We start from the raw sequence: 26259 nt of genomic DNA, 5'->3' as shown, positions 1-26259 counted from the left end.
CGCGCCCTCAAGACCCCCTTGTTCGCGGAGTTCCCCATGAAGATCCTCGTCACCGGCGCAGCCGGTTTCATTGGCATGCACGTCAGCCAGATCCTGCTGGCTCGAGGCGACGAGGTCGTGGGCCTGGACAACCTGAACGACTACTACGACCCGCAACTCAAGCACGACCGCCTGGCGCGCCTGACGCCGCAGCCGGGCTTCCGCTTCGTGAAGCTGAGCGTGGAGGACCGCGCCGGCATGGAGGCCTTGTTCGCGGCGGAGAAGTTCGACCGCGTCGTGCATCTGGCCGCGCAGGCCGGCGTGCGCTACTCGCTCACCAACCCGCACGCCTATATCGACGCCAACATCCAGGGCTTCATGAACATCCTGGAAGGCTGCCGGCACCACCAGATCCAGCACCTGGTCTACGCCTCCAGCTCCAGCGTCTACGGCGGCAACACCCTGATGCCCTTCAGCGAGCACCACAGCGTGGACCACCCGGTCAGCCTGTATGCCGCCACCAAGAAGGCCAACGAGCTGATGGCGCACACCTACAGCCACCTCTACCGCCTGCCCACCACCGGCCTGCGCTTCTTCACGGTGTACGGCCCCTGGGGCCGGCCGGACATGGCGCTGTTCCTGTTCACCAAGGCCATCCTGGAAGGTCGCGCCATCGACGTCTTCAACCACGGCCAGATGGTGCGCGACTTCACGTACATCGACGACATCGCCGAAGGCGTTGTGCGGGTGCTGGACCGCCCGGCCGAGCCAGAGGTCGGTTACAACCCGATCAAGGCCGACCCGGCGCGCTCGAACGCGCCCTATCGCGTGTTCAACATCGGCAACCACGACCCGGTGACGCTGATGCAGTTCATCGAAGCCATCGAGGCCGCCATCGGCGTGGAGGCCAAGAAGAACTTCATGGATCTTCAGCCGGGCGACGTGCCGGCCACGCATGCCGATGTGTCGGAGCTGGAGGCCTACACCGGCTTCAAGCCGGCGATGCCGGTGCCGCAGGGCATCAAGAACTTTGTTGCTTGGTACAGGCAGTACTTCAAAGCTTGATCAAAGCGGGGCCAGGTCCTTCAGGGCCTGGCCCTTCAAGTCCTTGTCGGCCAGCATCGGCGCCACGCCCACGTCCGGCCACTGGATGCCGATATCCGCATCGTCCCAGCGCACGCAGCCCTCGGCCTGCGGGGCGTAGTAGTCGGTGGTCTTGTAGAGGAAATCGGCCGAGTCGCTGAGGGTCAGGAAGCCATGGCCGAAGCCGGCCGGGATCCAGAGCTGGCGGTGGTTGTCGGCGTTCAATTCCACGCCGACCCAGCGGCCGAAGGTGGCGCTGCCTTGGCGCAGATCGACGGCCACATCGAAGACGCTACCCGCCACACAGCGCACCAGCTTGCCCTGGGCATGCGGGGCGCGCTGGAAGTGCAGGCCGCGCAGCACGCCACGGCTTGAGCGGCTGTGGTTGTCCTGCACGAAGCGGACCTCGCTGCCGACGGCTGCGTTAAAGCGTGCCTCGTTCCAGCTCTCGGTGAAGAAGCCGCGCGCATCGCCAAACACCCGGGGTTCCAGGATCAGCACGCCGGGCAGGGCGGTTTCAATGACGTTCATGGGTCAGCTTTTGCAGGTACTGGCCGTACTGGGTCTTGGCCAGCGGCGCGGCCAGGCGCAGCAGTTGTTCGGTGTCGATCCAGCGTTTGGCGTAGGCAATCTCTTCGGGGCAGGCCACCTTGAGGCCTTGGCGTTTTTCCAGCGTGGCGATGAACTGGCCGGCTTCAAGCAGGCTGTCGTGCGTGCCGGTGTCCAGCCAGGCGTAGCCGCGGCCCATGATGGAGACATGCAGCTGCTGCATCGCCAGGTAGCGCGCATTCAGGTCGGTGATCTCCAGCTCGCCGCGCGGGCTGGGCTTGAGTTCACGGGCCAGGTCGCAGACCTGTGGGTCGTAGAAGTACAGGCCGGTGACCGCGTAATGGCTCTTCGGCTCCTTGGGCTTTTCCTCGATCGAGACGGCACGCTGATGGGCGTCGAACTCGACCACGCCATAACGCTCGGGGTCGGTGACGTGATACGCAAATACCGAGGCGCCCTGCTGGCGTGCATCGGCCTCCTGCAGCAGCACCGGCAGGTGGTGGCCGTAGAAGATGTTGTCGCCCAGCACCAGGCTGGAGGGCGCATTGCCGATGAACTCGCGGCCGATCAGAAAGGCCTGCGCCAAGCCATCGGGGCTGGGCTGCACGGCGTACTGGATGTTCATGCCCCACTGCGAGCCGTCACCCAGCAGCTGCGCAAAGCGCGGCGTGTCCTGCGGGGTGGAGATCAGCAGCACCTCGCGGATGCCCGCCAGCATCAGGGTGCTGAGCGGGTAATAGACCATCGGCTTGTCGTACACCGGCAGCAGCTGCTTGCTGACGGCCAGCGTGGCCGGGTGCAGGCGGGTGCCGGCACCGCCGGCCAGGATGATGCCCTTGCGATTGCTCGTCATCCGATCACCTCATCAAGCATGCGGCGCACGCCTTGCTCCCAATGGGGCAAGCGCAGGCCGAACGTGGTTTCAAAGCGGCGGCAATCCAGGCGCGAATTGAGCGGCCGGCGCGCGGGGGTGGGGTAGTCGGCGCTGGGGATGCCTTGCACTTCCTGGCAGCGCAGGACCTGGCCCTTGGCCCGGGCCTGATCGATGACGAAGCGGGCGTAGTCCGCCCAGTTCGTTTCGCCGCTGGCGCACAGGTGGTAGGTGCCGGAGAGGTCGGGCTGCGCCAGCAGGCTGCGCAGCGCATGGGCCGCGCCATCGGCCAGCAGCTCGGCGCCGGTGGGCGCACCGATCTGGTCGTTCACCACGCGCAGCTGCTCGCGCTCCGCGGCCAGGCGCAGCATGGTCTTGGCGAAATTGCCGCCACGAGCCGCATAGACCCAGGAGGTGCGCAGGATCAGGTGCGCGCAGCCGCTGGCGCGGATGCCTTCCTCGCCTGCCAACTTGGTGGCGCCGTAGACCGACAGCGGGCCGGTGGCGGCGCTTTCGTCACGCGCCTGGTTGCCGCTGCCGTCAAAGACGTAGTCGGTGCTGTAGTGCAGCAGCGGAATGCCCAGCTCGGCCGCCAGCACCGCCAGGCGCGTGGGCGCCTCGGCGTTGACGCGCTGCGCCAGCTCGGGCTCGCTCTCGGCCTTGTCCACGGCGGTGTAGGCGGCGGCATTGACGAGGGCCTGCGGGGCCACGGCGCGCAGCTGCGCCACCAGGGCTTCAGGGTTCGACAGATCGGCGCGCTCGCGGTCCCAGGCCAGCAGTTCGCCCAGCGGCGCCAGCGCGCGCTGCAACTCCCAGCCGACCTGGCCCTTGGCACCCAGCAGAACGATCCTCATGCGTATTGCTTTTCCATCCAATCGCGGTAGGCGCCGCTCTGCACCCGCGCCACCCAGTCCGGGTGGTCGAGGTACCACTGCACCGTCTTGCGGATGCCGGTCTCGAAGGTCTCGGCTGGGCGCCAACCCAGTTCGCGCTCGATCTTGCGGGCGTCGATGGCGTAGCGGCGGTCGTGGCCGGGGCGGTCCTTGACGTAGGTGATCAGGCGCGCGTACGGCCCTTCGCTGCTCGGGCGCAGCTCGTCCAGCAGCGCGCAGACGGTCTTGACGATGTCGATGTTGGCCTTCTCGTTCCAGCCGCCGACGTTGTAGGTCTCGCCCAGGCGGCCCTGGGCCAGCACGGTGCGGATGGCGCTGCAGTGGTCCTTCACATACAGCCAGTCACGGATCTGCTGGCCATCGCCGTACACCGGCAGCGGCTTGCCGGCCAGCGCGTTGACGATCATCAGCGGGATCAGCTTCTCGGGGAAATGGAAGGGCCCGTAGTTGTTGCTGCAGTTGGTGGTGAGCACCGGCAGCCCATAGGTGTGGTGCCAGGCCCGCACCAGGTGGTCGCTGGCGGCCTTGCTGGCGCTGTAGGGGCTGTTGGGTTCGTAGGGGTGGGTTTCGGTGAAGGCCGGGGCGTCGGGGGCCAGGCTGCCGTAGACCTCGTCGGTGCTGACATGCAGGAAGCGGAAATCGCCCTTGATGTCCTCGTTCAGGCCCGACCAATAGGCGCGTGCCGCATCGAGCAGCGTAAAGGTGCCTTCGACGTTCGTCTTGATGAAGGCGCCTGGGCCATGGATGGAGCGGTCCACATGGCTCTCGGCGGCGAAATGCAGGATGGCGCGCGGCTGGTGGGTGGCGAGCAGCTGGTCGAGCAGGGCGCGATCGCCGATGTCGCCATGCACGAAGTGGTGGCGCTCGTCGCCCTTCAGGATGGCGAGGTTTTCGCGGTTGCCGGCATAGGTGAGGGCGTCGAGCGTGACGACCTTTTCCTGGCTCTGCGCCAGCCAGTCGAGCACGAAGTTGCTGCCGATGAAGCCGGCGCCGCCGGTCACAAGAATCGTCATAGCCTCAGGCCCTTCCGTAGGTGTCTGAGTAGCGGACGATGTCGTCTTCGCCTAAATAGCTGCCGCTCTGCACCTCGATGATCTCCAGCGGCACCTTGCCCGGGTTGGCCAGGCGGTGCACCTCACCCAGCGGGATGTAGGTGCTCTGGTTCTCGCTCAGCAGCGTGGTCTTGTCGCCCACCGTCACCTCGGCCGTGCCGCTGACGACGATCCAATGCTCGGCGCGGTGGTGGTGCATCTGCAGGCTGAGTGATGCGCCCGGCTTGACCTGGATCCGCTTGACCTGGAAGCGCTCGCCGTGGTCGATGCCGTCGTACCAGCCCCAGGGGCGGTGCACCTTGCGGTGCAGCAGTTGTTCGCCGCGGCCTTCCTTCTGCAGGCGCTCGACGATGGCCTTGACCTCCTGGCTGCGCGCGCGGTCGATCACCAGCACGGCGTCCGGCGTTTCCACCACCATCACGTTCTCCACGCCCACCGCGGCCACCAGGCGCGAGCCGGCGTGCACCAGGGTGTTGCGGCAGTTGGAGAGCAGGGCGTCGCCGCGCGTCACGTTGCCGCTGGCGTCCTTTTCGCCCACCTGCCAGACGGCTTCCCAGGCGCCCAGGTCGTTCCAGCCGGCGCTCAAGGGCACCATGGCCAGCGGGTGCGCGCTGCCGGGGCAGCGCTCCATCACCGCGTAGTCCACCGATTCGCTGGGCACGGCGGCGAACAGGGCCTTGTCCGGGCGCACGAACACGCTGTCCTGCTGGCGCTGGGCAAACGCCGCCTCGGTGGCGGCCAGGATGTCGGGGCGGAACTCGGCCAGCGCCCGCAGCCAGCTGCTGGCGCGCATCACGAACATGCCGGCGTTCCAGCTGTAGCCGCCTTCGCTCAGATAACGCTGGGCAGTCGGCAGGTCGGGCTTTTCCACAAAGGCCTGCACCACTTCACCGGCGCTGCGGATGTAGCCGTAGCCGGTCTCAGGTCGGTCGGGCGTCACGCCCAGCACCACCAGGCTGCCGTCGGCGGCGCGGCGCGCGGCCTGGCGCATGGCGGCGGCAAAGGCGGCGGCGTCGGTCACGGTCTGGTCGGCCGGCGTCACCACCAGGATCGGATCGCGCCCTTCCAGGGAAGCCTGCAGTGCCGCCAAGGTCACGGCCGGGGCGGTGTTGCGGCCGCAGGGTTCCAGCAGCACGGCGCCGGGCGCCAGACGCACCTCGCGCAGCTGCTCCAACACCAGAAAGCGGTGTTCTTCATTGCCCACCACCAGCGGGGCGGCCACGGCCAGGCCGGGCTCGGCCAGCGCGGCCAAGCGCTCGGCGGCCTGCTGGAACAGGCTGCTGTTGCCGGACAGCACCAGGAACTGCTTGGGGTAACCGGCGCGCGACAGCGGCCACAGCCGCGTGCCGCTGCCGCCGGCCATGATGACCGGCTGGATGTCGAGGGGGGTGCTCATGGCGGAATGCTGATGAAAGCTGCCGCAGGGCGGCACAGGGCCGCGATCGTAGTGGAGGGGTCATTGCGCGCCTGCCGGCCGCCCCTGGGGCAGGGGGCTTCCTAGAATGCCCGGATGCTGATCGAACCCTTCGCCCCCGCCCTTCAGGAACAGCTGGTGCTGTGGCTGAACCATGTGATGAGCCGCGAACCCGCGGCCATGGCCAAGCTGAAAGATTTCGTGGGGCGCCGCCTGAGTGTGGCGGTGCGCGGTGCACCCGCCTGGGCGCCGCAGCTGCCCGATCTGCATCTGGCCATCACCCCGGCCGGCCTGTTTGAGCGCCTTGCGCCCGAGGAAGCGGGTGAGGCCGCCCTGGCCATCGAGCTGGACGCCAGCAACCCCCTGCAATCGGCGCTGGCTGCGCTGAAGGGCCAGCGCGAGGGCGTCAGCGTGCGCGGCGACGCCGCCCTGGCCGGCGCCGTGAACTGGCTGTTCGACAACCTGCGCTGGGATCCGGCCGACGACATTGCCCGCTTCGTAGGCCCTGCGCCGGCGCAGATGCTGGCCCAGGCGGCAGCGGGTCTGAAGGCCGCGCTCAGCCAGTTGCTGAAGCGCTGATGCGGCGCTTCCTGCGCCTGGCGCTGATCTTCTGGACCGTCGTCCGCTACGGTCTGGACGACCTGGCCCTGTCGGGCTTTTCCGACCAGCGGGTGCGCTGGCTGCGCCGGCTCACGAGCGTGGGGCGCAGCTGGGAGCAGCCGCGCGGCGTGCGCCTGCGCCTGGCTCTGGAGCGCCTGGGGCCGATCTTCGTCAAGTTCGGCCAGGTGCTCTCCACCCGGCGCGACCTGGTGCCCCCCGACATCGCCGAGGAACTGGCCAAACTGCAGGACCGCGTGCCGCCCTTCCCGGCGAGCTTGAGCCGCCGCCTGGTGGAGCGCGCGTTCGCCAAGCCCATCGAGGCCCTGTTTGCGCGCTTCGACGCCGAACCGGTGGCCAGCGCCTCGATCGCCCAGGTGCACTTCGCCCAGCTGCACGATGGCCGCGAGGTCGCCGTCAAGGTGCTGCGCCCGGGCATGCTGGACATCATCGAAGACGACCTCGGCCTGCTGCGCACGCTGGCGGCCTGGGTCGAGCGCCTCAGTGCCGATGGCCGGCGCCTGAAGCCGCGCGAGGTCGTGGCCGAGTTCGACATGTACCTGCATGACGAGCTCGACCTGGTGCGCGAGGCCGCCAATGCCGCGCAACTGCGCCGCAACATGGACGGGCTGAATCTGGTGATGGTGCCCGAAATGATCTGGGACCTGTGCACCGCTGAGGTCATCGTCATGCAGCGCATGCACGGCCTGCCCATCAGCCAGGTGGACGGCCTGCGCGAGGCCGGGGTGGACATCAAGAAGCTGGCGCGCGACGGCGTCACCATCTTTTTCACCCAGGTGTTCCGTGACGGCTTCTTCCACGCCGACATGCACCCTGGCAACATCCTGGTCAGCGTGGCGCCCGAGACCTTCCAGCGCTATGTGGCGCTCGATTTCGGCATCGTCGGCACGCTGTCGGAGTTCGACAAGGATTACCTGGCGCAGAACTTCGTCGCCTTCTTCCGGCGCGACTACAAGCGCGTGGCCGAGCTGCATGTGGAGTCGGGCTGGGTACCGCCTGAGACCCGCATCGATGCGCTGGAGGCCGCCATCCGCACCGTCTGCGAGCCGCAGTTCGACCGCCCGCTCAAGGACATCTCGCTCGGCCAGGTGCTGCTGCGCCTGTTCCAGACATCGCGTCGCTTCAATGTCGAGATCCAGCCCCAGCTGGTGCTGCTGCAGAAGACCCTGCTGAACGTCGAAGGCCTGGGCCGTCAGCTCGATCCCGATTTGGACCTCTGGGCCACCGCCAAGCCTTTCCTGGAGCGCTGGATGGACGAGCAAGTCGGCGCGCGGGCGCTGACGCGGGTGCTGAAGAAAGAGGCGCCGCGCCTGGCGCAGTTCCTGCCCGAGCTGCCGCGCCTGCTGCACGACGCCCTGAAGCAGCAGGCCGCTGGCCGCTCGACCGAGGCCACGCAGCAGTTGGTGAATGAGCTGCGCCGCACCAACCGCATGCTGCAGTCCCTGCTGTGGGCGCTGCTGGGCTTCACCGGTGGTGCGGTGGCGGCGGTGTTGCTGCTGCGCTGGTTCCAGCTGCCCCTGTAAGCCCGGCAGCCTCCTAGACTCGCGGCCATGCCTGCCGCGCGCCTCTTGCTGCTGCTGCTCCTCCTCTTGAGCCTGTGGCTGGGCCAGACATGGGCAGCGGGCGTGCAAACCCTGCAGTTCGAGCGCCTGGGCCGCGAGCGCCTGAGCCTGCAGGGCAGCCTGCAATGCGGGCTGCAGGACGACCTGGGGCGCATCTGGCTGGGCACAAGCGAGGGCCTGGTGCTGTGGGATGGCCGGCAGGCCCGCCGCATCGAATCCGACCCGCGCCGTGCCGATGGCCTGAGTCACCCCTTCATCCAGGCCCTGCTGTGGCAGGACGACGGTCGCCTGCTGGTGGCCACGGCCGGAGGGTTGGACCGGCTGGATCCGCGCAGCGGCCGCATCGAACGCATTGCCCTGCCGGAAGCGCGCACGCCGGCGCAGCGCGCCGTCATGGGCCTGGTGCCGGCCACGGCCGGGCGCATCTGGCTGCAACTGCACTACCGCCTGCTGTGGTTCGAGCCGGCCAGCGGGCGCCTGACCCCGGTGCCGCTGCCGGATGACCTGACGCCCGTGACGCCGAACCGCCCGCCGATCCTGCGTTCGGCCCAGTCCGATGGCGCGGGCGGCCTGTGGTTGACGGCCGGCCAGGAGCTGCTGCATGTGGATGCGCAGGGCCAGACCCGCGCGCGCTGGCGCTTCCCCAAGCCGCCACCGGGCCAGACCATCGTGCGCAGCATGGTCGTGGATGCCCAGGGACTGGCCTGGATCGGGGGCGAAGGCTGGTTGCATGTGCTGGACACGCGTGACGGCCGTCTGCTCGATCTGCCGCAGCGCCTGGGCCTGCCGGCCGATGTCGTCTACATGCTGCTGCGCGACAGCCAGGACGCCATCTGGCTGGGCATGGGCCGCACCGGCCTGTGGCGCTGGCGGCCGGGCGCGGAGCGGGCCGAGTCCTTCGCCCACCAACCGGCCGATGTGCACAGCCCGGCCAGCAACTCCATCGCCGCCCTGTTCGAGGACCGCAACCGCACGCTCTGGGTGGGCGGGCGCGAGGGCACGGTGACGCTGGCGGATGTGCGTGACGCCGGCCTGCGCCAGTACCGTCAGCAGCAGGGCGATCCCGGCAGCCTGGGCAGTGACGCCGTGCAGGCCCTGGCCCCCGACGGCCGCACCGGCCTGTGGGTGGGCACGCAGGACCGTGGCCTGTTCAGGCTCGATCTGGCCAGTGGCCAGGCCCAGGCCGTGGACACCGGCGGCCTACCTATCCACCTGGTGCGGGCGCTGCGGCAGCAGCCCGGCGTGGGCCTGTGGATCGGCGCCCAGACCGGGCTCTACCTGTTGCCCGAAGGCGCGCCCCAGCCGCAGGCCATCGACCTGCAGACCGACGACCCCTCGGCGCACATGATTTCCTCCCTGGCCCTGCAGGCCGACGGCACGCTCTGGGCGGGCAGCCAGACCGGCCTGTTCCGTCGCAGCCCCCAGGGGCAATTGCAGCGCCTGCGCCAATTCGGGCCGCAGCCCGCGTTGCCGAACGAGGAGATCCTGAGCCTGAACACCGACCGTCAGGACCGGCTCTGGGTCGGCACCGCTGGGGGGCTGTTCCTGCAGGTGGCCGATCGCTTCGTGCCCGCGCTGACCGGTGCGCCCGAGCTGGCGCTGGACCGGCTCAAGGTGCATGCGCTGCGCGAGGACGGCGCCGGCCGCCTGTGGATGGCCTCGCCCCTGGGCCTGTTCGAGCTCGAGCCCCTGGGGCCGCAGCAATGGCGGCCCCGCTTGCGCAGCGATGGGGTGGCGGGGCCGATCTGGAACCTGGAGCTGGATGAGGCCGAGGGCCTGTGGCTGGCCGGCTCCCAGGGCCTGAGCCGGCTCGCACCGGACCGGCGCCAACTGCAGTACCGCGCCGGCCTGGGCGGGCGCCTGCAGGTGGGTGCGGCCCTGGGCGCCAGCGCGCGCGGGCCGGATGGCGCCCTGTACTTCGGCTCGCCAGGCGTGCTGCGCGTGGAGCCGGCCGCGCTGCCGCCGGCGCCTGCCGCCGCGCCGGTGCTGCTGGCCGATGTGCGCGTGTTCAACCGTTCGCTCAGGGCCGCCAATGCCCAGCCCAGCCTGGCCGAACTGGGCGTGGACGGGCCGCTGGAGCGGGCGCGCAGCCTGCAGCTCAGCCACCGCGAGGCCATGGTCAGCTTCGAGCTGCGCGCCCAGCAGTTCCTGGGCGCCGAGCGCGTGCGCTATGCATGGAAGCTGAACGGCTTTGACCGCGACTGGATCGAGGGCGAGCCCGGCCAGGGCCTGGCCACTTACACCAATCTGGACCCCGGCCGCTACCAGCTCTGGGTGCGCAGCGCCCATCCAGACGGCGACTGGGGCGAGCCGCAGCGCCTGCTGGACGTGGCGGTGGCGCCGCCCTGGTGGCGCTCGCTGCCCTTCCGCGCTCTGCTGCTGGCCCTGCTGGTGGCCAGCGTGGTGCTAGCCTGGCAGCTGCGCGTGCGCCATCTGCGTGCCACCCAGCGGCGGCTGGAAAGCGAGGTGGCGCGGCGCACCGCCGAGGTGCAGGCGCAGCGCCAGCACCTCGGCGTGCTGAGCGAGATCGGTCGCGAGCTGACCGCCAATCTGGACCCGCAGGCGGTGCGCCAGGCGCTGATCGACCACCTGTCCGCGCTGCTGCCGGCCAGCTGCTTCGGCCTGGGCCTGGTGAACCGCGAGGAAGCGGTGGTGGAGTTCGGTCTGGTGATGGACCAGGGGCGCGCCTTCCGGCCCTACCGCCGCCGCCTGGACGCGCAGGAGCAGCCGGCCGCGCGCTGCGTGGCCACCGGCGAGCCGCAGTGGCTGCGCGAACTGACCCACGACAACCGCCAGGTGGACAGCGCCCAGCGCCAGCAGGACAACGAATGGCTGCAGATGGAAGACGGCAGCCCGCCCAGCCGCTCGCGTTCGGCGCTCTACGTACCGCTGAAGATCAAGGGCGAGGTGCTGGGCGTGCTGGCGGCCCTCAGCCCCGAGCCCGATGCCTTCAACCAGACCCATCTGGACATGCTGCAGACCCTGGGCGCCTACGCCGCTGTGGCGCTGGACAACGCCGCCGCCTACAAGCAGCTGGAGCAGGCCCAGGCCCAGCTGGTGGAACAGCGCAAGCTGGCGGCGCTGGGGCACTTGGTGGCCGGGGTGGCGCATGAACTCAACACGCCGCTGGGCAACGGCCTGCTGGCCGCCTCGACCCTGTGCGAGGAAGGCCGGCGCCTGGGCCAGACCGTCAGCCAGGGCCAGCTGCGCAAGAGCGATCTGAACCACTACCTGCAGACTCTGGATGGCTGCGGCGAGGTCCTGCTGCAAAGCCTGGAGACCGCCAGCCGCCTGGTGGCCAGCTTCAAGCAATTGGCGGTGGACCGCAGTGGCGAGCAGCGTCAGCACTTCAGTCTGCAGGCCCTGGTGGAGGAGCTGCGCACCACCAGGGCGCAGGCCATCCAGCAAGCCGGCCATCGCTTTGAAGCGGAGCTGGCGCCCGCGCTCGCGCTGGACAGCTACCCCGGCGCCCTGCGCCAGGTGCTGGAGCAGCTGGTGGACAACGCCTTGGAGCATGGCCTGGCCGGCCGCCCGGGCGGCTGCCTGCGCCTGCGCGCCGAGGCCCTGGGTGCGCGCCGGCTGCGCCTGCGCTTCAGCGACGACGGCCAGGGCATTGCGCCCGAGCACCTGGGGCGGGTGTTCGATCCCTTCTACACCACGCGTTTTGGCCGTGGCAGCAATGGCCTGGGCCTGCACCTCGTCTACACCCTGGTCAGCTCCCTGTTGGGCGGGCAGATCCGCGTGCGCAGCGAGCCCGGCCAGGGTTCTGAATTCGAGATCGAACTGCCGCTGGAGGCGCCGCGCTGAGCCCAGCGGCCACCCCACCGGGTTTGGGGTAAAGGTCTAGAAGTCAGCGCCACCCCCGCCACCATAATCCCGCCCGCGCCGCCGCCCCCTGCCCGGGAGCCGTGGCGCCTTTTCATCCGTCCCGGTGCCGTGCCCATGAACACCACGCTGATCGTCTTCGTCGTCCTGTACCTGCTCGGCACCCTGGCCATCGGGGTCTGGGCCGGCTCCCGCATCAAGAACACCTCGGACTTCGCGATTGCCGGGCGTAGCCTGCCGCTGGTGATGGTGATCACCACCACCTTCGCCACCTGGTTTGGTGCCGAGACGGTGATGGGCATCCCCGCCAAGTTCGTGCAGGGCGGCCTGGGTGCCATCGTCGAGGACCCCTTCGGCGCCGGCACCTGCCTGATCCTGGTGGGTCTGTTCTTCGCCGCCAAGCTTTACCAGCGCAACCTGCTGACCATCGGCGACTTCTACCGCCAGCGCTACGGCAAGGGCGTGGAAGTGTTCTGCTCGGCGGCCATCATCCTCAGCTACCTGGGCTGGGTGGCGGCGCAGATCACGGCGCTGGGTCTGGTCTTCAATGTGCTGACCAATGGCGCCATGAGCCCGGCCACCGGCATGATCATCGGCACCCTGGCGGTGCTGATCTATGTGGTGATCGGCGGCTTCCTGGCCGTGGCCTGGACGGACTTCATCCAGATGATCGTGCTGGTGGTCGGCCTGTCCGTGATCGCCGTCTTCGCGGCCGACCTGGCTGGCGGCGCCGGCAAGGTGCTCGACCTGGCGAGCCAGAAGGACTTGTGGAAGTTCTTCCCAGAGCCCAGCTTCGCCGACATGGCGATGTTCATCGGTGCGGCCCTGACCATGATGCTGGGCTCGATCCCCCAGCAGGACGTGTTCCAGCGCGTGATGTCCGCCAAGGATGCCAAGACCGCCCAGCGCGGTGCGGTGATCGGCGGCACCGCCTACATCCTGTTCGCCTTCGTGCCGATGTTCATCGTCAGCGCCGCCGTGGTGGTGATGGGCAACGAGGTGATGGAACTGGCCGCCAACGACTACCAGCGCGTGCTGCCCGCCTTCATCATGGGCAAGATGCCGCTGATCATGCAGATCCTGTTCTTCGGGGCGCTGCTGTCGGCCATCAAGAGCACGTCCTCGGCCACCCTGCTGGCGCCTTCCACCAGCTTTGTGGAGAACATCCTCAAGCAGCTGCGCCCGGGCATGACGGACAAGCAGCAGCTGCTGGCGATGCGCTGGACCATCGTCATCTTTGCCGCTCTGGTGCTGGCCTACGCCATCGCCATGCAAGGCACCTCGATCTACGAGCTGGTCTCGGCCGCTTACCAGGTGACGCTGGTGGGGGCTTTCATTCCGCTGGTGTTCGGCCTGTACTGGTCGCGCGCCAGCACCCAGGGCGCGATCTTTTCGCTGGTGGCCGGCGTGGGCACCTGGATCGCCTTTTTCCCGCAGGTCACTACCTGGGGCGAGGTCTTCCCCGGCCAGCTGGCCGGCCTGATCGCCGCGTTCTTCGGCATGGTGCTGGGCTCGCTGGCGCCGCAGTGGCTGGCGAACCGCCACGAGCATGTCGATCACCACTTGAAGCCGCATCCCTGAGCCCCATCTGTTCCGGGCCTGCGCCCATTCCGCATGGCGGGATGGGTGTTTCTTAGAATCGCGGGCTTTTTGCCCGCTCCCGGAGTTGTCCCATGCCCATCTACGCCTACCGCTGCAGCGCCTGTGGCCATGCCAAGGATGTGCTGCAAAAGCTATCTGACGCCCCGCTGAGCACCTGCCCGGCTTGCGGCGCCGACACCTTCGCCAAGCAGCTGACGGCTGCCGGCTTCCAGCTCAAGGGCTCGGGCTGGTACGCCACCGATTTCAAGGGTGGCGCCAGCGCGCCGGCGCCGGCCGCCGCGGAGGCCGCGCCGGCACCGGCCGCCGCCGGCTGCGGCACGGCTTGCAGCGGCTCCGGCTGCCATTAAGGAATCCGTGTCCACGCTGCGCAAATACCTGATCGCCGGCCTGCTGGTCTGGCTGCCCCTGGCCATCACGGTCTGGGTGCTGCATGCCGTCCTGGGCCTGCTGGACGGCATCTTTGCCGCAGTGCTGGGCGCGGCCGCCAAGGTGGCCCCACCCGGCTTGGCCGGTTTCCTGGGCGAGCTGCACAAGATCCCCGGCCTGGGTGTGCTGGTGCTGGCCCTGCTGCTGCTGGCCACTGGCGTGTTCGTGGCCAATTTCGTCGGCCAGTGGTGGCTGCGCCAATGGGATGGGTTGATGCACCGCATCCCCATCGTCAAGAGCATCTACAGCTCGGTCAAGCAGGTCAGCGACACCCTGTTTTCCAGCAAGGGCAACGCGTTTCGCGAGGCCGTGCTGGTCGAGTACCCGCGCGCCGGCAGCTGGACGATTGCCTTCGTCACCGGCAAGCCTGCGCTTGAGGTGGCGCCGCTGCTGGGCGATGGCAGCGAGCATGTCTCGCTCTACGTGCCCACCACGCCCAACCCCACCTCGGGCTTTTTCCTGATGGTGCCCAGAAGCCAGCTGCGCCCGCTCGCCATGAGCGTGGACGCGGCCCTCAAGCACATCATCTCCATGGGGGTTGTGGCCCCCAGCGCCCCCCATCCGCCGGCGGCAGCCGAAGTGCCCCAAAAACCGCCGAGCGACCCCAATCCGATCGGCTGAGCCCGCCGGCGTCGGGCTCAGCCAGGGCATCGCCAATCCCCTCTCTTTTTCAGTTTGTGTGGCCGCGTTGAAGCGGCCAGGAGTCAGAAATGCGTACGAGTTACTGTGGTGATGTGAGCGAGGCCCTGCTGGGTCAAGACGTGACGCTGATGGGCTGGGCCCATCGCCGGCGTGACCATGGCGGCGTGATCTTCATCGACCTGCGCGACCGCCAGGGCCTGGTGCAGGTGGTCTGCGACCCCGACCGCGCCGAGATGTTCAAGACCGCCGAGGGCGTGCGGGGCGAGTTCTGCCTGCAGGTCAAGGGCAAGGTGCGCGCGCGCCCGTCCGGCACCGAGAACGCCAACCTGGTGAGCGGCAAGATCGAGGTGCTCTGCCACGAGCTGACGGTGCTGAACCCCAGCGTCACGCCCCCGTTCCAGCTGGACGACGACAACCTCAGCGAGACCACGCGCCTGACGCACCGCGTGCTGGACCTGCGCCGCCCGGCCATGCAGAAGAACCTGATGCTGCGCTACCGCGTGGCCATGGAGTGCCGCAAGTTCCTGGACGAGAACGGCTTCATCGACGTCGAGACGCCGATGCTGACCAAGAGCACGCCCGAAGGCGCGCGTGACTACCTGGTGCCCAGCCGCGTGCACGACGGCATGTTCTTCGCGCTGCCGCAGAGCCCCCAGCTCTTCAAGCAGCTGCTGATGGTGGCCGGCTTCGACCGCTACTACCAGATCACCAAGTGCTTCCGCGACGAGGACCTGCGCGCCGACCGCCAGCCCGAGTTCACCCAGATCGATATCGAGACCAGCTTCCTGACCGAGGAAGAGATCCGCTCGATGTTCGAAGGGATGATCCGCCACGTCTTCCGCAAGGCCATGAACGTGGAGCTGGGCGACTACCCGGTGATGAAGTACGCCGAGGCCATGCACCGCTTCGGTTCCGACAAGCCCGACCTGCGCGTCAAGCTCGAGTTCACCGAGCTGACCGACTGCATGGGCGATGTCGACTTCAAGGTCTTCAGCGGCCCGGCCACCACCCCGGGTGGCCGCGTGGTGGCGCTGCGCGTGCCGGGCGGCGCCGAGATGAGCCGTGGCGAGATCGACGCCTACACCGAGTTCGTCAAGATCTACGGCGCCAAGGGCCTGGCCTGGGTCAAGGTCAATGAAGTGGCCAAGGGCCGCGAAGGCCTGCAGTCGCCCATCGTCAAGAACCTGCACGATGCCGCGATTGCCGAAATCCTGAAGCGCTCGGGCGCCCAGGATGGCGACATCCTTTTCTTCGGTGCCGACAAGGCCAAGGTCGTCAACGACGCCATCGGCGCGCTGCGCATCAAGATCGGCCACAGCGAGTTCGCCAAGGCCAAGGGCCTGTTCGAGGACCGCTGGGCGCCGCTGTGGGTGGTCGACTTCCCGATGTTCGAGCACGACGAGGAAAACGGCCGCTGGGCCGCCGTGCACCACCCCTTCACTGCACCGAAGGACGGGCACGAGGACTACATGGCGACCGACCCGGGGCGTTGCATCGCCAAGGCCTACGACATGGTGCTGAACGGCTGGGAACTGGGCGGCGGCTCGGTGCGGATCCACCGCGCCGAGGTGCAGGCCAAGGTCTTCGAGGCCCTGAACATCAGCGAGGAAGACCAGCGCATCAAGTTCGGCTTCCTGCTCGACGCCCTGCAGTACGGCGCGCCCCCGCACGGCGGCCTGGCCTTCGGCCTGGACCGTCTGGTGACGCTGATGACCAAGGCCGAGTCGATCCGCGACGTGATCGCCTTCCCCAAGACCCAGCGTGCCCAGTGCCTGCTGACCGGCGCCCCCAGCAATGTGGACGAGAAGCAGCTGCGCGAGTTGCACATCCGCCTTCGCAATGCGGCGGCGACCGCGGCTTGATGGTGGCGTGATCGAATCCCAGGGCAGCTTCGGCTGCCCTTTTTTCTGTCTGTGAGAAAACGTATGAAGCGATGGATCGGACTGGGTTTGGTGTGCGCGTTGGCGGCCTGCGGCAAGCAGGGCACCGAACTGGGCGAGGGCGGTTCGGTGGTCACGGGTTCGGGCGGGCCGGCCGGGGCCAAGAACGCCGCCAAGCAACTGGTGAAGTGCGACGCCCCGGTGGCCACGCTGGCCCTGGTGGAGAACCCGAATGGCTACCAGTACGGCGGCGCGCGCGGCCTGCCCGAGACGCCGCTGCCGCTGGTGCGCCTGCTCGCGCAGCAGAGCGGCTGCTTCCGCGTGGTGGATCGCAACATGGGTCTCAAGCAGATCGTGCAGGAGCATGAGCTGAAGGAGTCCGGCCTGCTGCGCCAGAAGGACAGCACGGTCCACAAGGGCAAGGGCTACGAGGCGCAGTACATGCTGACGCCCTCGCTGACCTTCAGCGAGATGGACGCGGGCCGCCAGGTCGGCGGCATCCTGGGTCAGATCCCGGTGCTGCGCAATTTCGTCGGGGCGGCCGAGCAGGTCAAGCTCAAGGAAGCCCAGGTGACCCTGCTGCTGGTGGACAGCGAGACCACCGAACAGGTGGCCGCGGCCACGGGCTCGGTGCGCGTCACCGACCTGGGCGTGGGCGGCTTCATGATGGGCAAGCTGGGCGGCGCGGCCGGGGCTGGCTGGGCCAACAGCAACGAAGGCAAGGTGATTGCCGCCGCCTTCCTGGATGCGCACAACCAACTGGTGCAGCAGGCGCGCGAGCTCGCCGCCAAGGACCTGCCGCCGCCGGTGGCGACCAAGAAGAACCAGCCGAGCTGATCAGCGCAGGGGCAAGGGCGCCCCCGTCTTCACGCTGCGGATGGAGAAGCTGCTGGTGATGTCCTGCACCATCGGCAGCGCCTGCAGCCGGCGCACGCAGTGTTCGTAGTCGGCCAGCTCGCGCACCACCACCTCCAGCAGGTAATCGTGCGCGCCTGACACCACATGGCAGGCCAACACCTCGGCCATGGCCTGGGCGGCACCCTCGAACTCGCGCACCGCGTCCTCGCGGTGGTGCTGCAGGCGCACGTTGACGAACACCGTCACCCCGAGGTTCAAGGCCTTGCGGTTCAGCACAGCGCGGTAGCCGTCGATCAGCCCCGCCTCTTCTAGGCGCTTGAGCCGGCGTGCGCAGGGGGATTGCGACAGGGCGACGCGCTCGGACAGCTCGGCGATGCTGAGGCGGCCGTCACGCTGCAGCAGGTCGAGGATTTGAAGGTCCAGGGCGTCCATGGGTTGAAATCGCTTCTTGCTGCTTTGATTTTGGCGATTTTCGCCAATCACGATCCGCTCCTGCATCGAAATCGCTGAAATCCGCCCCGGCCGCCTGGTCAGAATTCCTAGGGTTAACACGGAGTTCGACGACCATGCAGTTCCGCGCCGCAAGCCCCTGGGCCCTGATTCGCCTGCCGGCCCTGAGCGCCAGCCAACTGGGTTGGGCGGCCATGGGCCTGACCCTGCTCATCTGGGCGGGCTTCTTCCTGTCGCTGCGTGCCGGGGCCAAGGCGGCGCTGGCGCCCACCGACCTGGCGCTGCTGCGCTTCCTGCCAGCGGCGCTGCTGCTGGCCCCGCTGGCCTGGGCGCGGCGCCGCCGCCTTCTGCAGGTGCCGCCGCGGCTGCTGCTGGCGATCCTGTTCGGTGCGGGCCTGCCCTACTTCCTGCTGGCTGGCTGGGCCATGCGCCACGCGCCGGTGGCCGATGGCGCCACCCTGATTCCGGGCACGCTGCCGCTCTCCGCCGCGCTGCTGGCCGCGTTTGCCAGCGGCCGCGCAGCCCTGGCGCGCTGGCCGGCGCTGCTGGCCATTGCGGTGGGCGTGCTGGTGCTGCTGGTGCTGGGCTCGGGCGCCAGTGGGGCCGCCTGGGTCTACGGGCTGTTCCTGCTGTGCAGCCTGCTGTGGTCGAACTACACCCTGGCGCTGCGCCGCGCCGGGCTGCAGCCGCTGGAGGCGGTGGCCCTGCTGGCGCTGCTGTCCAGCCTGCTGCTGCTACCCCTGCTGGTCTGGCAACCGCCCACCGCCCTGCTGGCCCTGCCCACCTACACCCTGCTGCTGCAGTTCCTGGTGCAGGGCCTGGGCGTGGGCCTGGTGTCCACCTTCAGCTTCAGCCTGGCGGTGGCGCGCCTGGGTGCGCAGCGCTGTGCCGCCGCTGGCGCGCTCACGCCGGTGCTGGCCGGCCTGCTGGCCTGGGCACTGCTGGGCGAGGCACCGGGCCTGGCCACGCTGGTGGGCATGGGCTTGATCGTGGGCGGCGTGCTGTGGAGTCAGCGCCGCGTATAACGCGGCATGCCTTTCAAGATCCCCGAATCGGTGCTGGTGGTGATCCACACCCCGGCGCTGGACGTGCTGCTGATTGAACGTGTGGAGCCGCCCGGCTTCTGGCAGTCCGTCACCGGCGCCAAGGACCATGCGGACGAGCCCTGGACCGTGACGGCCTGGCGCGAGGTGGCCGAGGAAACCGGCATCCGCGCCGGCAGCCTGAGCGACTGGGAGCTCGAGAACGTCTACGAGATCTACCCGCGCTGGGCGCACCGCTACGCCCCGGGCGTGACGCACAACCGCGAGCGTGTGTTTGGCCTCACCGTGCCGGCCGGCACGCCGGTGCAGCTGAACCCGCGCGAACACCGCGCCTGGCGCTGGCTGCCCTGGCAGCAGGCGGCCGATGCCTGCTTCTCGCCCTCCAATGCCGAGGCGATCCTGCAACTTCCCCGGCGCCAACCCTGATGGCCGGCCGGCGCTGCCCGCGCGCATGATGGGGCGGTGAGCAGCGCCAGTCCCCCCGCCACGACCATCGCCACCTCGGCCGCCCTGCGCCAGCGCCTGCGTCTGGCGCTGGCCGTGGCGCTGTGCGGCAGCCTGCTGTCGCTCGCCGCCGGCTATGGCCTGGCGCGCAGCACGCAGCGCCAGGCCGAGGCCGAGCTGCAGCGCCTGAGCCAGCGCGTCGCCCTGGTGCTGCAGCAGCGCATCGAAGCGCCCACCGAAGGCCTGCGCGGCCTGCGCGGCATGCTGGAGGCCACCCAGCGCCTGGAGCAGCCGGCGCTGGAGCGCTATGTGCAATCGCGCGAGCTGCTGGGGCGCTTTCCGGGCGTGCAGGGCTTTGGCTGGGTGCAGGCCACCGAGCAGGGCTATGCCTGGCAGGCCTTTGCCGCCGCCCCCGGCACCCACGCGCCGCCGCTGGATGGCGACCCGGCCTGGCGCGCCACGCTGGATGCCGCGGTGGCCCAGGCTCAGCCGCAGCTTTCCGCCCCCACCGGCCAGGGCTGGGTGCTGGCGCTGCCGCTCTACCAGGCAGGCAAGGCGCAGCAGACGGCGCAGCAGCGCATTGATGCCCTGCGGGCCCTGCTGCTGGCGCCGCTGCAACCCGCCGGCCTGCTGCAGGACCTGGAGGCCCTGGGCGCCGGTGACCTGGCCCTGCGCCTGAGCGACCGCGCCCAGCCCGCCACGCCGCTGCACGTCAGCCCCGGCTGGCGGCCCGGTGTGGCCGGCCAAACCCAGCTGCTGCAGGTGCTGGGCCGCGGCCTGCTGCTGGAAAGCCAGCCCAGCCCGGCACTGAGCGCCAAGTACCCGCTGTGGCCGGCGGCCGGCCTGGCGGCGGCCGGTGTGTTGCTCAGCTACCTGTTCGGCCTGCTGCTGGTGCAGCAGCTGCGCGCCCGCGAGCGGGTGGAGCTGGAGAACCAGGCGCTCACGCGCGAGCTCGAGCAGCTCTCGCGCGTGGCGCGGCGCAGCTCCAACGCCGTGCTGATGGCCGACCCGGAGGGGCGCATCAACTGGGTCAACGAGGCCTTCAGCCAGCTGCATGGCTGGCGCGCCGAGGAGGCCCTGGGCCACAAGGTGGAGGAGCTGCTGCAGATCGAGCTGGGCGACGGCGAGCGTGCCGCGCGCGGCCGCGACGGCAGCCTGCACTGGGTGCTGCAGGAATACCTGCAGAGCCCGCAGGGGCCGATCCTGATCCAGACCGACATCCACGAGCGCAAGCGCATGGAGGCCGAGCTGGCCGCCGGCCGCGAGCTGCTGGACCGCAGTGGCCGCATTGGTGGCGTGGGCGGCTGGTCGCTCGACCTACAGACCCAGACGATGCGCTGGACCGAGCAGGCCTGCCGCCTGCATGAGCTGCCGCTCGACCACCAGCCCAGCCTGGAAGAGGCGCTGGGCTACTTCGCCCCCGAGGCGCAACTGAGCCTGCACGAGGCCCTGGACGCAGCGCGCGAGCAGGGCCGCGGCTTCGAGCTGGAGCTGCCGCTGGTGACGGCGCGCGACCGCAAGATCTGGGTGCGCGTGGTGGGCGAGGTCGAGTTCCAGGGCGGCCGGCCGGCCCATCTGCACGGCACCTTGCAGGACGTGAGCGCGCGCCGCGAGGCCCAGGAGCAGGTGCGCCGCAGCGCCGAACAGCTGCGTGCCGCCATCGATGCCGTCGACCAGGCCTTTGCGCTCTACGACCCGCAGGACCGTTTGGTGTTCTGCAATGAGCGCTACCGCCAGCTGCTGCCCCAGGGGCCCGAGCTGTTCGAGCCCGGCACGCCCTACCGCAGCCTGCTCACCGAACTGGCCGAGCGCGGCCTGGTGCCGGCGGCCAGCGGGCAGGAAGAGGCCTGGGTGGAACGCCGCCTGGCCGAGCGCCGTGCCGGCGCCGTCAACGAGCTGCTGCATCTCAGTGACGGCCGCGTGCTGCGCGTCATCGACCGCCGCATGAGCGATGGCCATGTGGTGGGCTTTCGCCTCGACATCACCGAGCTGGTGCAGGCCAGCGAGCGCGCGCAGGCGGCGGCCACCGCCAAGAGCCAGTTCTTGGCGAACATGAGCCATGAGATCCGCACGCCGCTGCATGCCGTGCTGGGCATGCTGGCCCTGCTGGGCCGCAGCGGCCTGAACGCGCGCCAGAGCGACTACCTGGGCCAGGCCGACAGCGCGGCCCGCGCCCTGCTGGCCTTGCTGAACGACACGCTGGACTTCGCCAAGATCGAGGCCGGCAAGATGGGCCTGGACCCGCAGCCCATCGTGTTCGAGGACTTCTGGCGCGAGCTGGCGCCGCTGTGGGCCGCTGGCCTGCGTGACAAGCCGGTGGAGCTGATCTTCGACCTCGACCCCGCGCTGCCCGCCGCCGTGCTGGGCGACGCGCTGCGCCTGCAGCAGGTGCTGCTGAACCTAGGCTCCAACGCCGTCAAGTTCACCGAACGCGGCGAGGTGCGCCTCCAGGTGCGCCTGCTGGCTCGCGAGGCCGGCCGCTGCCAGCTGGCCTTCCGCGTGCGCGACACCGGCATCGGCATTGCCCCCGAGCATCAGCAGCGCATCTTTGCCGGCTTCACCCAGGCCGAGGCCAGCACCACGCGGCGTTTTGGTGGCACCGGCCTGGGCCTGGCCATCAGCCAGCACCTGGTGGCGCTGATGGGCGGCCATCTGCAAGTGCGCAGCGCGCCGGGGCAGGGCAGTGAGTTCTTCTTCGAGCTGCGCCTGCCGGTGGTGGAGCTGCCGGCGGCCGCCGCGCCGCCCGCGCAGGCGCTGCGCGCCTGGCTGCCGCAGCCGGCGGGCCGCGCCGCGCTGCAGGCCCTGGTGCAGCAGTTGGGCTGGCAGCTGGAGCTGCTGGAGGCGCCTCAGCAGCTCGACACCCTGGCTGCGGGCGCGCCGCTGCTGCTGGACCCGGGCGCCAGCGACGAGCCGCTGCGCCGCCTGCGCAGCCGCCGGCCCGAGCAAGCCTGCCTGGTGCTGGGCAGCCTGCAGCAGCAGGAGCGCTGGCAGGCCGAGGGCCTGCTGGAGGGCCCGGCGCTGGCCCTGCTCAAGCCTCTCACGCCCGGTGCGCTGCGGCGCGCGCTGGCGCGCTTGCTGCAGCCGGTGGAGCACGCCGGTGCGCCGCAGCCGCGCCTGTCGGGCCTGCGTCTGCTGGTGTGTGAGGACAACCCCACCAACCAGCGCGTGGTGGGCGAGCTGCTGCGCCTGGAGGGCGCCCAGCTGCAGCTGGCGGACGATGGCGCGCAGGGCCTGGCGGCGCTGCAGGCCGCTCCCGAAGCCTTCGACGCCGTGCTGATGGACCTGCAGATGCCGCAGCTGGATGGGCTGGAAGCCACGCGCCGCCTGCGCCGCGCCGGCCTGCGCCTGCCGGTGATCGGCATGTCCGCCAACGCCAGCGCGGCCGACCGCCAGGCCTGCTTGAATGCCGGGCTGGATGACCTGATCGGCAAGCCCTTCGAGCTGGAGCAGCTGGTGGCCACGCTGCGGCGCTGGACCGGTCGGGCCGCCCCTTTGCCCGGCCGTGCCGCGCCGGTGACGGACAGCAACCCTGCCGACCCCGTGCACGTGCTGGCGCTGGCCGCCGGCGTCAACCTGGGCACGGCGCTGGCTCGCCTGGGTGGCCAGCGCGCCGTCTATTCGCGCTGTCTGGATAGCTTCCTGAGCGAGCTGCGCGAGCACCGCACGCTGGATGCGCGCCGCCTGCACAGCCTGCAGGGCAATGCCGCCACGCTGGGGGCGCAGGTGCTGGCCGACGAACTGCAGGCCCTGGGCGGCACGGCCGCACGCCCCGGCCCCGAGCAGGAGGCCTGCGTGCGCACCCTGCTGGACGAAGCGCGCCCCGGCCTGGAGGCCCTGGCCGAGGCGCTGCACGGCGAGCTGGGGGCGCAGGCCGCCCCCGAGCCCGCGCCCGCCGCCGGGGCGCCCCCGCCCTTGCGCGCCGAGCTGGAAGCGCTGCTGACCCTGCTGCAGAGCTCCGACCTCGCCGCGCTGGAGCGCCTGCCGCGCCTGCGTGCGCTCGGCCTGGGGCGTAAGCTGAAGGATCTGGAGATCCTGGTGGACCAATTCGATTTCGCCGCCGCCGCAGAGCTGGTGCGGCGCTGGCTGCAAGAACCCGCCCCATGAACGAACCCGATCCGTCCGCCGCGCCGCGCCTGCTGGTCGTCGACGACCAGCCCATCAACATCCAGGCGCTGTACCGCAGCTTCGCGGCCGACCACCAGGTCTTCATGGCCACCACCGGCCAGCAGGCCCTGCAGGTGGCCGAGCAGCAGCGGCCCGACCTGATCCTGCTCGACCTGGAGTTGCCCGACATGGACGGTCTGGCCGTCTGCCGGGCGCTCAAGGCGCAGGAGCTCACGCGCGACATCCCGGTCATCTTCGTCACCGCGCACGGCAATGACGAAGTCGAGACGCGCGGACTCGAAGCCGGCGCGGTGGACTTCATCCACAAGCCCATCAACCCCGCCGTGGTGCGGGCGCGCGTGCGCACCCACCTCACGCTCAAGCAGCAGTCCGACCAGTTGCGCCGCCTGGCCTTTATCGACGGCCTGACCGGCCTGCACAACCGCCGTGCGCTCGACGAGCGCCTGAACTCCGAGCTGCGCCACGCCGCCCGCACCGCCCAGCCGCTGGCGCTGGCCATGATCGACGTGGACTTCTTCAAGGCCTACAACGACCACTACGGCCACCAGGCCGGCGACGACGCGCTGCGTGCCGTGGCCCAGGCCCTGCAGCGCGGCATGCTGCGGCCGGTGGACCTGGCGGCGCGCTACGGCGGCGAGGAGTTCGTTTGCCTGCTGCCCGAAACCGAGGCCCCCGGCGCGCTGGCCGTGGCCGAACGCCTGCGCGCCGCCGTGCAGGCCCTGGCGCTGCCGCATGCCCGCTCCAGCGTGGCCGAGGTGCTGACGGTCAGCATCGGCGTGGCCGCCTGGCCGGCCGGCGCGGGGCGGCCCGCGCTGACGCCCGACACCCTGCTGCAGGCCGCCGACGCGGCCCTCTACGACGCCAAGCATGGCGGCCGCAACCGCGTGTGCGGCCGCGACCTCGAAGCATGAGCGACCTCCAGGAATCCACGCTACGCCTGGCCACCTACAACATCCACAAGGGCGTGCGCGGCCTCGGGCCCGCGCGCCGGCTGGAGATCCACTCGCTGCGCGAGGGGGTGCGCGAACTGGCTGCCGATCTGGTGGCCCTGCAGGAGGTGCGGGCCTTCAACCACCACGAGGCGCGCCGCTTCGCCCACCAGGGCTGGCCCGAGGAAGGCCAGGCCCAGTACCTCGCGCCCGAGGGCTTCCACACCGTCTACCGCAGCAATGCCGTCACCAATGGGGGCGAGCACGGCAATGCGCTGCTGTCGCGCTGGCCCATCCTGCATGTGGGCCACCACGATGTCTCCGACCACCGGCTGGAGCAGCGCGGCCTGCTGCATGTGCAGGTGGACTGGCCGGGCTGCCCGCTGCATGTGGTGGTGCTGCACCTGGGCCTGTTTGCCGGCAGCCGGCTGCGCCAGGTGCACCGACTGGGCGCCTATCTGGAGCGCGAGGTGCCGCCGGATGCCGCGCTGCTCGTTACCGGCGACTTCAACGACTGGCGCGAGCGCCTGGACCCGGCCCTGGCCGACCTGCAACTGCACCGCGCCGAGGTGGACGGCCACCGGCCCCAGACCTTCCCCTCGCGGGCACCGATCTTTGCGCTCGATCGCGTCTACCTGCGCGGCCTGCGCTGCCGCCGCATCGAAGTGCCGCGCGGCCTGCCCTGGGCGCGCGTGAGTGACCACCTGCCGCTGGTGGCGGAGCTGGAGCCCGCGCGGTGATGCGCGCGCGCGCCGCCCCCTGCGGCGGCCACGAGATCCGCCTGCTCGAAGGCGGCGACCAGCTCTTCCCGGCGCTGTGCGAGGCCATCCGTGGCGCCCACCACGAGGTCTGGTTCGCCAGCTACATCGTGCACACCGATGCCCCCTCCGAGGCTGTGCTGCAGGCCCTGCGCGGCGCCGCCCGGCGCGGCGTGCGCGTGCGCATCGTGGTGGACGGTTTCGGCGCCCGCCATGCCTTGCCCTGGTGGCAGGAGCGGCTGGAGGGCAGCGGCGTGGCGCTGGCGGTGTTCCGCCCCATCGACCGCTGGTGGCACTGGCTGCAGCCGGGCCAGCTGCGCCGCCTGCACCAGAAGCTCTGCGTGGTGGATGGCGAGCATGCCTTCGTGGGCGGCATCAACCTCATTGACGACCGCCGCGACCTGAACCACGGCGAGCTGGAGGCGCCGCGCCTCGATTACGCCGTGCACCTGCGTGGCGCGCTGGCGCACGACGTGGCGCGTGCCGCCCGCAAGGTCTGGACGCGTGCCTGGTTGGGCCGCGACTTCGGCGAAGAGCTGCGCGACTGGCTGCTCGCCCCCGAGCTGGTGGACCGCTCGCGCGAGCTGCTGGGCCGCTGGTGGCAGCGCACGCGCGGCCTGCTGGGCGTGCGCAAGGCCTTGCGCGCCCAGCAGCGCGCCGCCCAGTCCGACCGCCGTCCGGTGCGTGCCGCCTTCGTGTTGCGCGACAACCTGCGCCACCGCCACGACATCGAGCGCGAGTACCTGCACGCGCTGCGCAGCGCGCAGACCCGCTTCGACCTCATCTGCCCCTACTTCTACCCCAGCGCCCGCCTGCTACGCGCGCTGCTGGGCGCGGCCCGGCGTGGCGTGCAGGTGCGCCTGCTGCTGCAGGGTCGCTTCGACTACCGCCTCGCCGCCCTGGCCGCCCGGGCGCTCTACGCCGAGCTGCTGGCGCGCGGCGTGCGCATCTATGAATACCGCGCCGCCTTCCTGCACGCCAAGGTGGCGCTGGCCGATGCCGAATGGGCCACCGTGGGCAGCAGCAACCTCGACCCGACCTCGCTGCTGCTGAACCTGGAAGCCAATGTGGTCGTCTACGACGCCGGCTTCAACCAGGAAATTGGCCAGGCCTTCGAGCGCGCGCTCGAAGGTGCCGAGGCCATCCACCCGGCCGGCGCACCGCAAGGCCTGGGCGCCTGGCTGAAGCGCCTGCTGGTGGCGTGGATTGCGCAGACCTATCTGCGTGTGGCGGGGGGGCCGGAGCGGTACTGAGCC

General features: G+C 70.1%; 21 protein-coding genes. 15 read left to right on the top strand and 6 right to left on the bottom strand.

The genetic code is table 11. The annotated features are described in order from the left end of the window. The first annotated feature begins 36 nt into the window (after positions 1-36). Positions 37-1044, top strand: coding sequence for an NAD-dependent epimerase (locus ACE3QP_RS05855; RefSeq protein ID WP_374434346.1), 1008 nt, complete (start codon positions 37-39; stop codon positions 1042-1044). Here the strand turns inward: ACE3QP_RS05855 and rfbC are convergent, their stop codons facing one another. Genes rfbC through ACE3QP_RS05830 form a run of 5 tightly spaced genes read right to left on the bottom strand, consistent with a single transcriptional unit; the run spans position 1045 to position 5823 of the window. Then, positions 1045-1593 (bottom strand): dTDP-4-dehydrorhamnose 3,5-epimerase, encoded by a 549-nt coding sequence (rfbC, locus tag ACE3QP_RS05850; protein ID WP_374434345.1) that lies wholly within the window; start codon positions 1591-1593, stop codon positions 1045-1047. Further along, the gene (gene rfbA, locus ACE3QP_RS05845; RefSeq protein WP_374434343.1) at positions 1580-2464 is read right to left on the bottom strand and encodes a glucose-1-phosphate thymidylyltransferase RfbA; all 885 of its coding nucleotides are present in this window, start codon (positions 2462-2464) and stop codon (positions 1580-1582) included. Before rfbA ends, rfbC begins: the two co-directional genes overlap by 14 nt. After that, positions 2461-3336, bottom strand: a complete 876-nt coding sequence (gene rfbD, locus ACE3QP_RS05840; RefSeq protein ID WP_374434342.1) for a dTDP-4-dehydrorhamnose reductase — start codon at positions 3334-3336, stop codon at positions 2461-2463. Before rfbD ends, rfbA begins: the two co-directional genes overlap by 4 nt. Next, positions 3333-4388: a dTDP-glucose 4,6-dehydratase gene (gene rfbB / locus ACE3QP_RS05835; protein WP_374434339.1), complete on the bottom strand. Its 1056-nt coding sequence runs from the start codon at positions 4386-4388 to the stop codon at positions 3333-3335. The genes rfbD and rfbB overlap by 4 nt, the downstream gene beginning before the upstream one ends. A 4-nt stretch (positions 4389-4392) precedes the next feature. Continuing rightward, positions 4393-5823, bottom strand: coding sequence for a mannose-1-phosphate guanylyltransferase/mannose-6-phosphate isomerase (locus ACE3QP_RS05830; protein WP_374434338.1), 1431 nt, complete (start codon positions 5821-5823; stop codon positions 4393-4395). Positions 5824-5937: 114 nt separating this feature from the next. On the opposite strand from ACE3QP_RS05830, the gene ACE3QP_RS05825 reads away from it, so the two are divergent. From ACE3QP_RS05825 to ACE3QP_RS05790, 8 genes are all read left to right on the top strand, one after another. Continuing rightward, a complete protein-coding gene (locus ACE3QP_RS05825) occupies positions 5938-6420 on the top strand; it encodes a hypothetical protein (RefSeq protein WP_198111720.1) in 483 nt (160 codons plus the stop codon). Continuing rightward, positions 6420-7982: a ubiquinone biosynthesis regulatory protein kinase UbiB gene (gene ubiB / locus ACE3QP_RS05820; RefSeq protein WP_374434335.1), complete on the top strand. Its 1563-nt coding sequence runs from the start codon at positions 6420-6422 to the stop codon at positions 7980-7982. The genes ACE3QP_RS05825 and ubiB overlap by 1 nt, the downstream gene beginning before the upstream one ends. Positions 7983-8009: 27 nt before the next feature. Beyond that, positions 8010-11828 (top strand): two-component regulator propeller domain-containing protein, encoded by a 3819-nt coding sequence (locus ACE3QP_RS05815; protein WP_374434333.1) that lies wholly within the window; start codon positions 8010-8012, stop codon positions 11826-11828. A gap of 135 nt (positions 11829-11963) precedes the next feature. Next, the gene (locus ACE3QP_RS05810; RefSeq protein ID WP_374434331.1) at positions 11964-13427 is read left to right on the top strand and encodes a sodium:solute symporter family protein; all 1464 of its coding nucleotides are present in this window, start codon (positions 11964-11966) and stop codon (positions 13425-13427) included. A gap of 92 nt (positions 13428-13519) precedes the next feature. Next, a complete protein-coding gene (locus tag ACE3QP_RS05805; protein WP_374434329.1) occupies positions 13520-13795 on the top strand; it encodes an FmdB family zinc ribbon protein in 276 nt (91 codons plus the stop codon). 16 nt (positions 13796-13811) lie between these two features. Beyond that, positions 13812-14495, top strand: a complete 684-nt coding sequence (locus tag ACE3QP_RS05800) for a DUF502 domain-containing protein (protein WP_374434473.1) — start codon at positions 13812-13814, stop codon at positions 14493-14495. A gap of 89 nt (positions 14496-14584) precedes the next feature. Beyond that, positions 14585-16378 carry an aspartate--tRNA ligase gene (gene aspS / locus ACE3QP_RS05795; protein WP_374434327.1) on the top strand — a complete coding sequence of 598 codons (1794 nt, stop codon included), beginning with the start codon at positions 14585-14587 and terminating at the stop codon, positions 16376-16378. Positions 16379-16441: 63 nt separating this feature from the next. Next, complete coding sequence (locus ACE3QP_RS05790; RefSeq protein ID WP_374434325.1) at positions 16442-17233, top strand: CsgG/HfaB family protein; 792 nt, start codon at positions 16442-16444, stop codon at positions 17231-17233. On the opposite strand, the gene ACE3QP_RS05785 is transcribed toward ACE3QP_RS05790, so the two are convergent. Then, the gene (locus tag ACE3QP_RS05785; protein ID WP_198111714.1) at positions 17234-17686 is read right to left on the bottom strand and encodes an Lrp/AsnC family transcriptional regulator; all 453 of its coding nucleotides are present in this window, start codon (positions 17684-17686) and stop codon (positions 17234-17236) included. 134 nt (positions 17687-17820) lie between these two features. On the opposite strand from ACE3QP_RS05785, the gene ACE3QP_RS05780 reads away from it, so the two are divergent. Genes ACE3QP_RS05780 through clsB form a run of 6 tightly spaced genes read left to right on the top strand, consistent with a single transcriptional unit; the run spans position 17821 to position 26256 of the window. Then, a complete protein-coding gene (locus ACE3QP_RS05780; RefSeq protein WP_374434323.1) occupies positions 17821-18729 on the top strand; it encodes an EamA family transporter in 909 nt (302 codons plus the stop codon). A 6-nt stretch (positions 18730-18735) separates the two neighbouring features. Then, positions 18736-19173, top strand: a complete 438-nt coding sequence (gene nudB / locus ACE3QP_RS05775; RefSeq protein ID WP_374434321.1) for a dihydroneopterin triphosphate diphosphatase — start codon at positions 18736-18738, stop codon at positions 19171-19173. Between the two features lie 36 nt (positions 19174-19209). Continuing rightward, positions 19210-23295: an ATP-binding protein gene (locus ACE3QP_RS05770; protein WP_374434320.1), complete on the top strand. Its 4086-nt coding sequence runs from the start codon at positions 19210-19212 to the stop codon at positions 23293-23295. Next, positions 23292-24227 (top strand): diguanylate cyclase, encoded by a 936-nt coding sequence (locus tag ACE3QP_RS05765; protein ID WP_374434318.1) that lies wholly within the window; start codon positions 23292-23294, stop codon positions 24225-24227. Before ACE3QP_RS05770 ends, ACE3QP_RS05765 begins: the two co-directional genes overlap by 4 nt. After that, a complete protein-coding gene (locus ACE3QP_RS05760) occupies positions 24224-24985 on the top strand; it encodes an endonuclease/exonuclease/phosphatase family protein (protein WP_374434316.1) in 762 nt (253 codons plus the stop codon). Before ACE3QP_RS05765 ends, ACE3QP_RS05760 begins: the two co-directional genes overlap by 4 nt. Next, a complete protein-coding gene (gene clsB, locus ACE3QP_RS05755) occupies positions 24985-26256 on the top strand; it encodes a cardiolipin synthase ClsB (protein WP_374434315.1) in 1272 nt (423 codons plus the stop codon). The genes ACE3QP_RS05760 and clsB overlap by 1 nt, the downstream gene beginning before the upstream one ends. Positions 26257-26259 lie beyond the last annotated feature (3 nt).

Source organism: Inhella sp., from assembly GCF_041912635.1.
GTDB lineage: Bacteria > Pseudomonadota > Gammaproteobacteria > Burkholderiales > Burkholderiaceae_C > Inhella.
Note: the sequence above shows the minus strand (reverse complement) of the source record. Positions and strands in the feature narration are given on the sequence as shown.

Coding starts and splice junctions, on each gene's coding strand:
- rfbB (WP_374434339.1), bottom strand. CDS start 4,388: ATGACGATTCTTGTGACCGGCGGCGCCGGCTTCATCGGCAGCAACTTC.
- ubiB (WP_374434335.1), top strand. CDS start 6,420: ATGCGGCGCTTCCTGCGCCTGGCGCTGATCTTCTGGACCGTCGTCCGC.
- rfbC (WP_374434345.1), bottom strand. CDS start 1,593: ATGAACGTCATTGAAACCGCCCTGCCCGGCGTGCTGATCCTGGAACCC.
- ACE3QP_RS05780 (WP_374434323.1), top strand. CDS start 17,821: ATGCAGTTCCGCGCCGCAAGCCCCTGGGCCCTGATTCGCCTGCCGGCC.
- rfbA (WP_374434343.1), bottom strand. CDS start 2,464: ATGACGAGCAATCGCAAGGGCATCATCCTGGCCGGCGGTGCCGGCACC.
- ACE3QP_RS05825 (WP_198111720.1), top strand. CDS start 5,938: ATGCTGATCGAACCCTTCGCCCCCGCCCTTCAGGAACAGCTGGTGCTG.
- rfbD (WP_374434342.1), bottom strand. CDS start 3,336: ATGAGGATCGTTCTGCTGGGTGCCAAGGGCCAGGTCGGCTGGGAGTTG.
- ACE3QP_RS05855 (WP_374434346.1), top strand. CDS start 37: ATGAAGATCCTCGTCACCGGCGCAGCCGGTTTCATTGGCATGCACGTC.
- ACE3QP_RS05810 (WP_374434331.1), top strand. CDS start 11,964: ATGAACACCACGCTGATCGTCTTCGTCGTCCTGTACCTGCTCGGCACC.
- nudB (WP_374434321.1), top strand. CDS start 18,736: ATGCCTTTCAAGATCCCCGAATCGGTGCTGGTGGTGATCCACACCCCG.
- ACE3QP_RS05815 (WP_374434333.1), top strand. CDS start 8,010: ATGCCTGCCGCGCGCCTCTTGCTGCTGCTGCTCCTCCTCTTGAGCCTG.
- ACE3QP_RS05830 (WP_374434338.1), bottom strand. CDS start 5,823: ATGAGCACCCCCCTCGACATCCAGCCGGTCATCATGGCCGGCGGCAGC.
- ACE3QP_RS05765 (WP_374434318.1), top strand. CDS start 23,292: ATGAACGAACCCGATCCGTCCGCCGCGCCGCGCCTGCTGGTCGTCGAC.
- ACE3QP_RS05785 (WP_198111714.1), bottom strand. CDS start 17,686: ATGGACGCCCTGGACCTTCAAATCCTCGACCTGCTGCAGCGTGACGGC.
- ACE3QP_RS05760 (WP_374434316.1), top strand. CDS start 24,224: ATGAGCGACCTCCAGGAATCCACGCTACGCCTGGCCACCTACAACATC.
- ACE3QP_RS05790 (WP_374434325.1), top strand. CDS start 16,442: ATGAAGCGATGGATCGGACTGGGTTTGGTGTGCGCGTTGGCGGCCTGC.
- clsB (WP_374434315.1), top strand. CDS start 24,985: ATGCGCGCGCGCGCCGCCCCCTGCGGCGGCCACGAGATCCGCCTGCTC.
- aspS (WP_374434327.1), top strand. CDS start 14,585: ATGCGTACGAGTTACTGTGGTGATGTGAGCGAGGCCCTGCTGGGTCAA.
- ACE3QP_RS05805 (WP_374434329.1), top strand. CDS start 13,520: ATGCCCATCTACGCCTACCGCTGCAGCGCCTGTGGCCATGCCAAGGAT.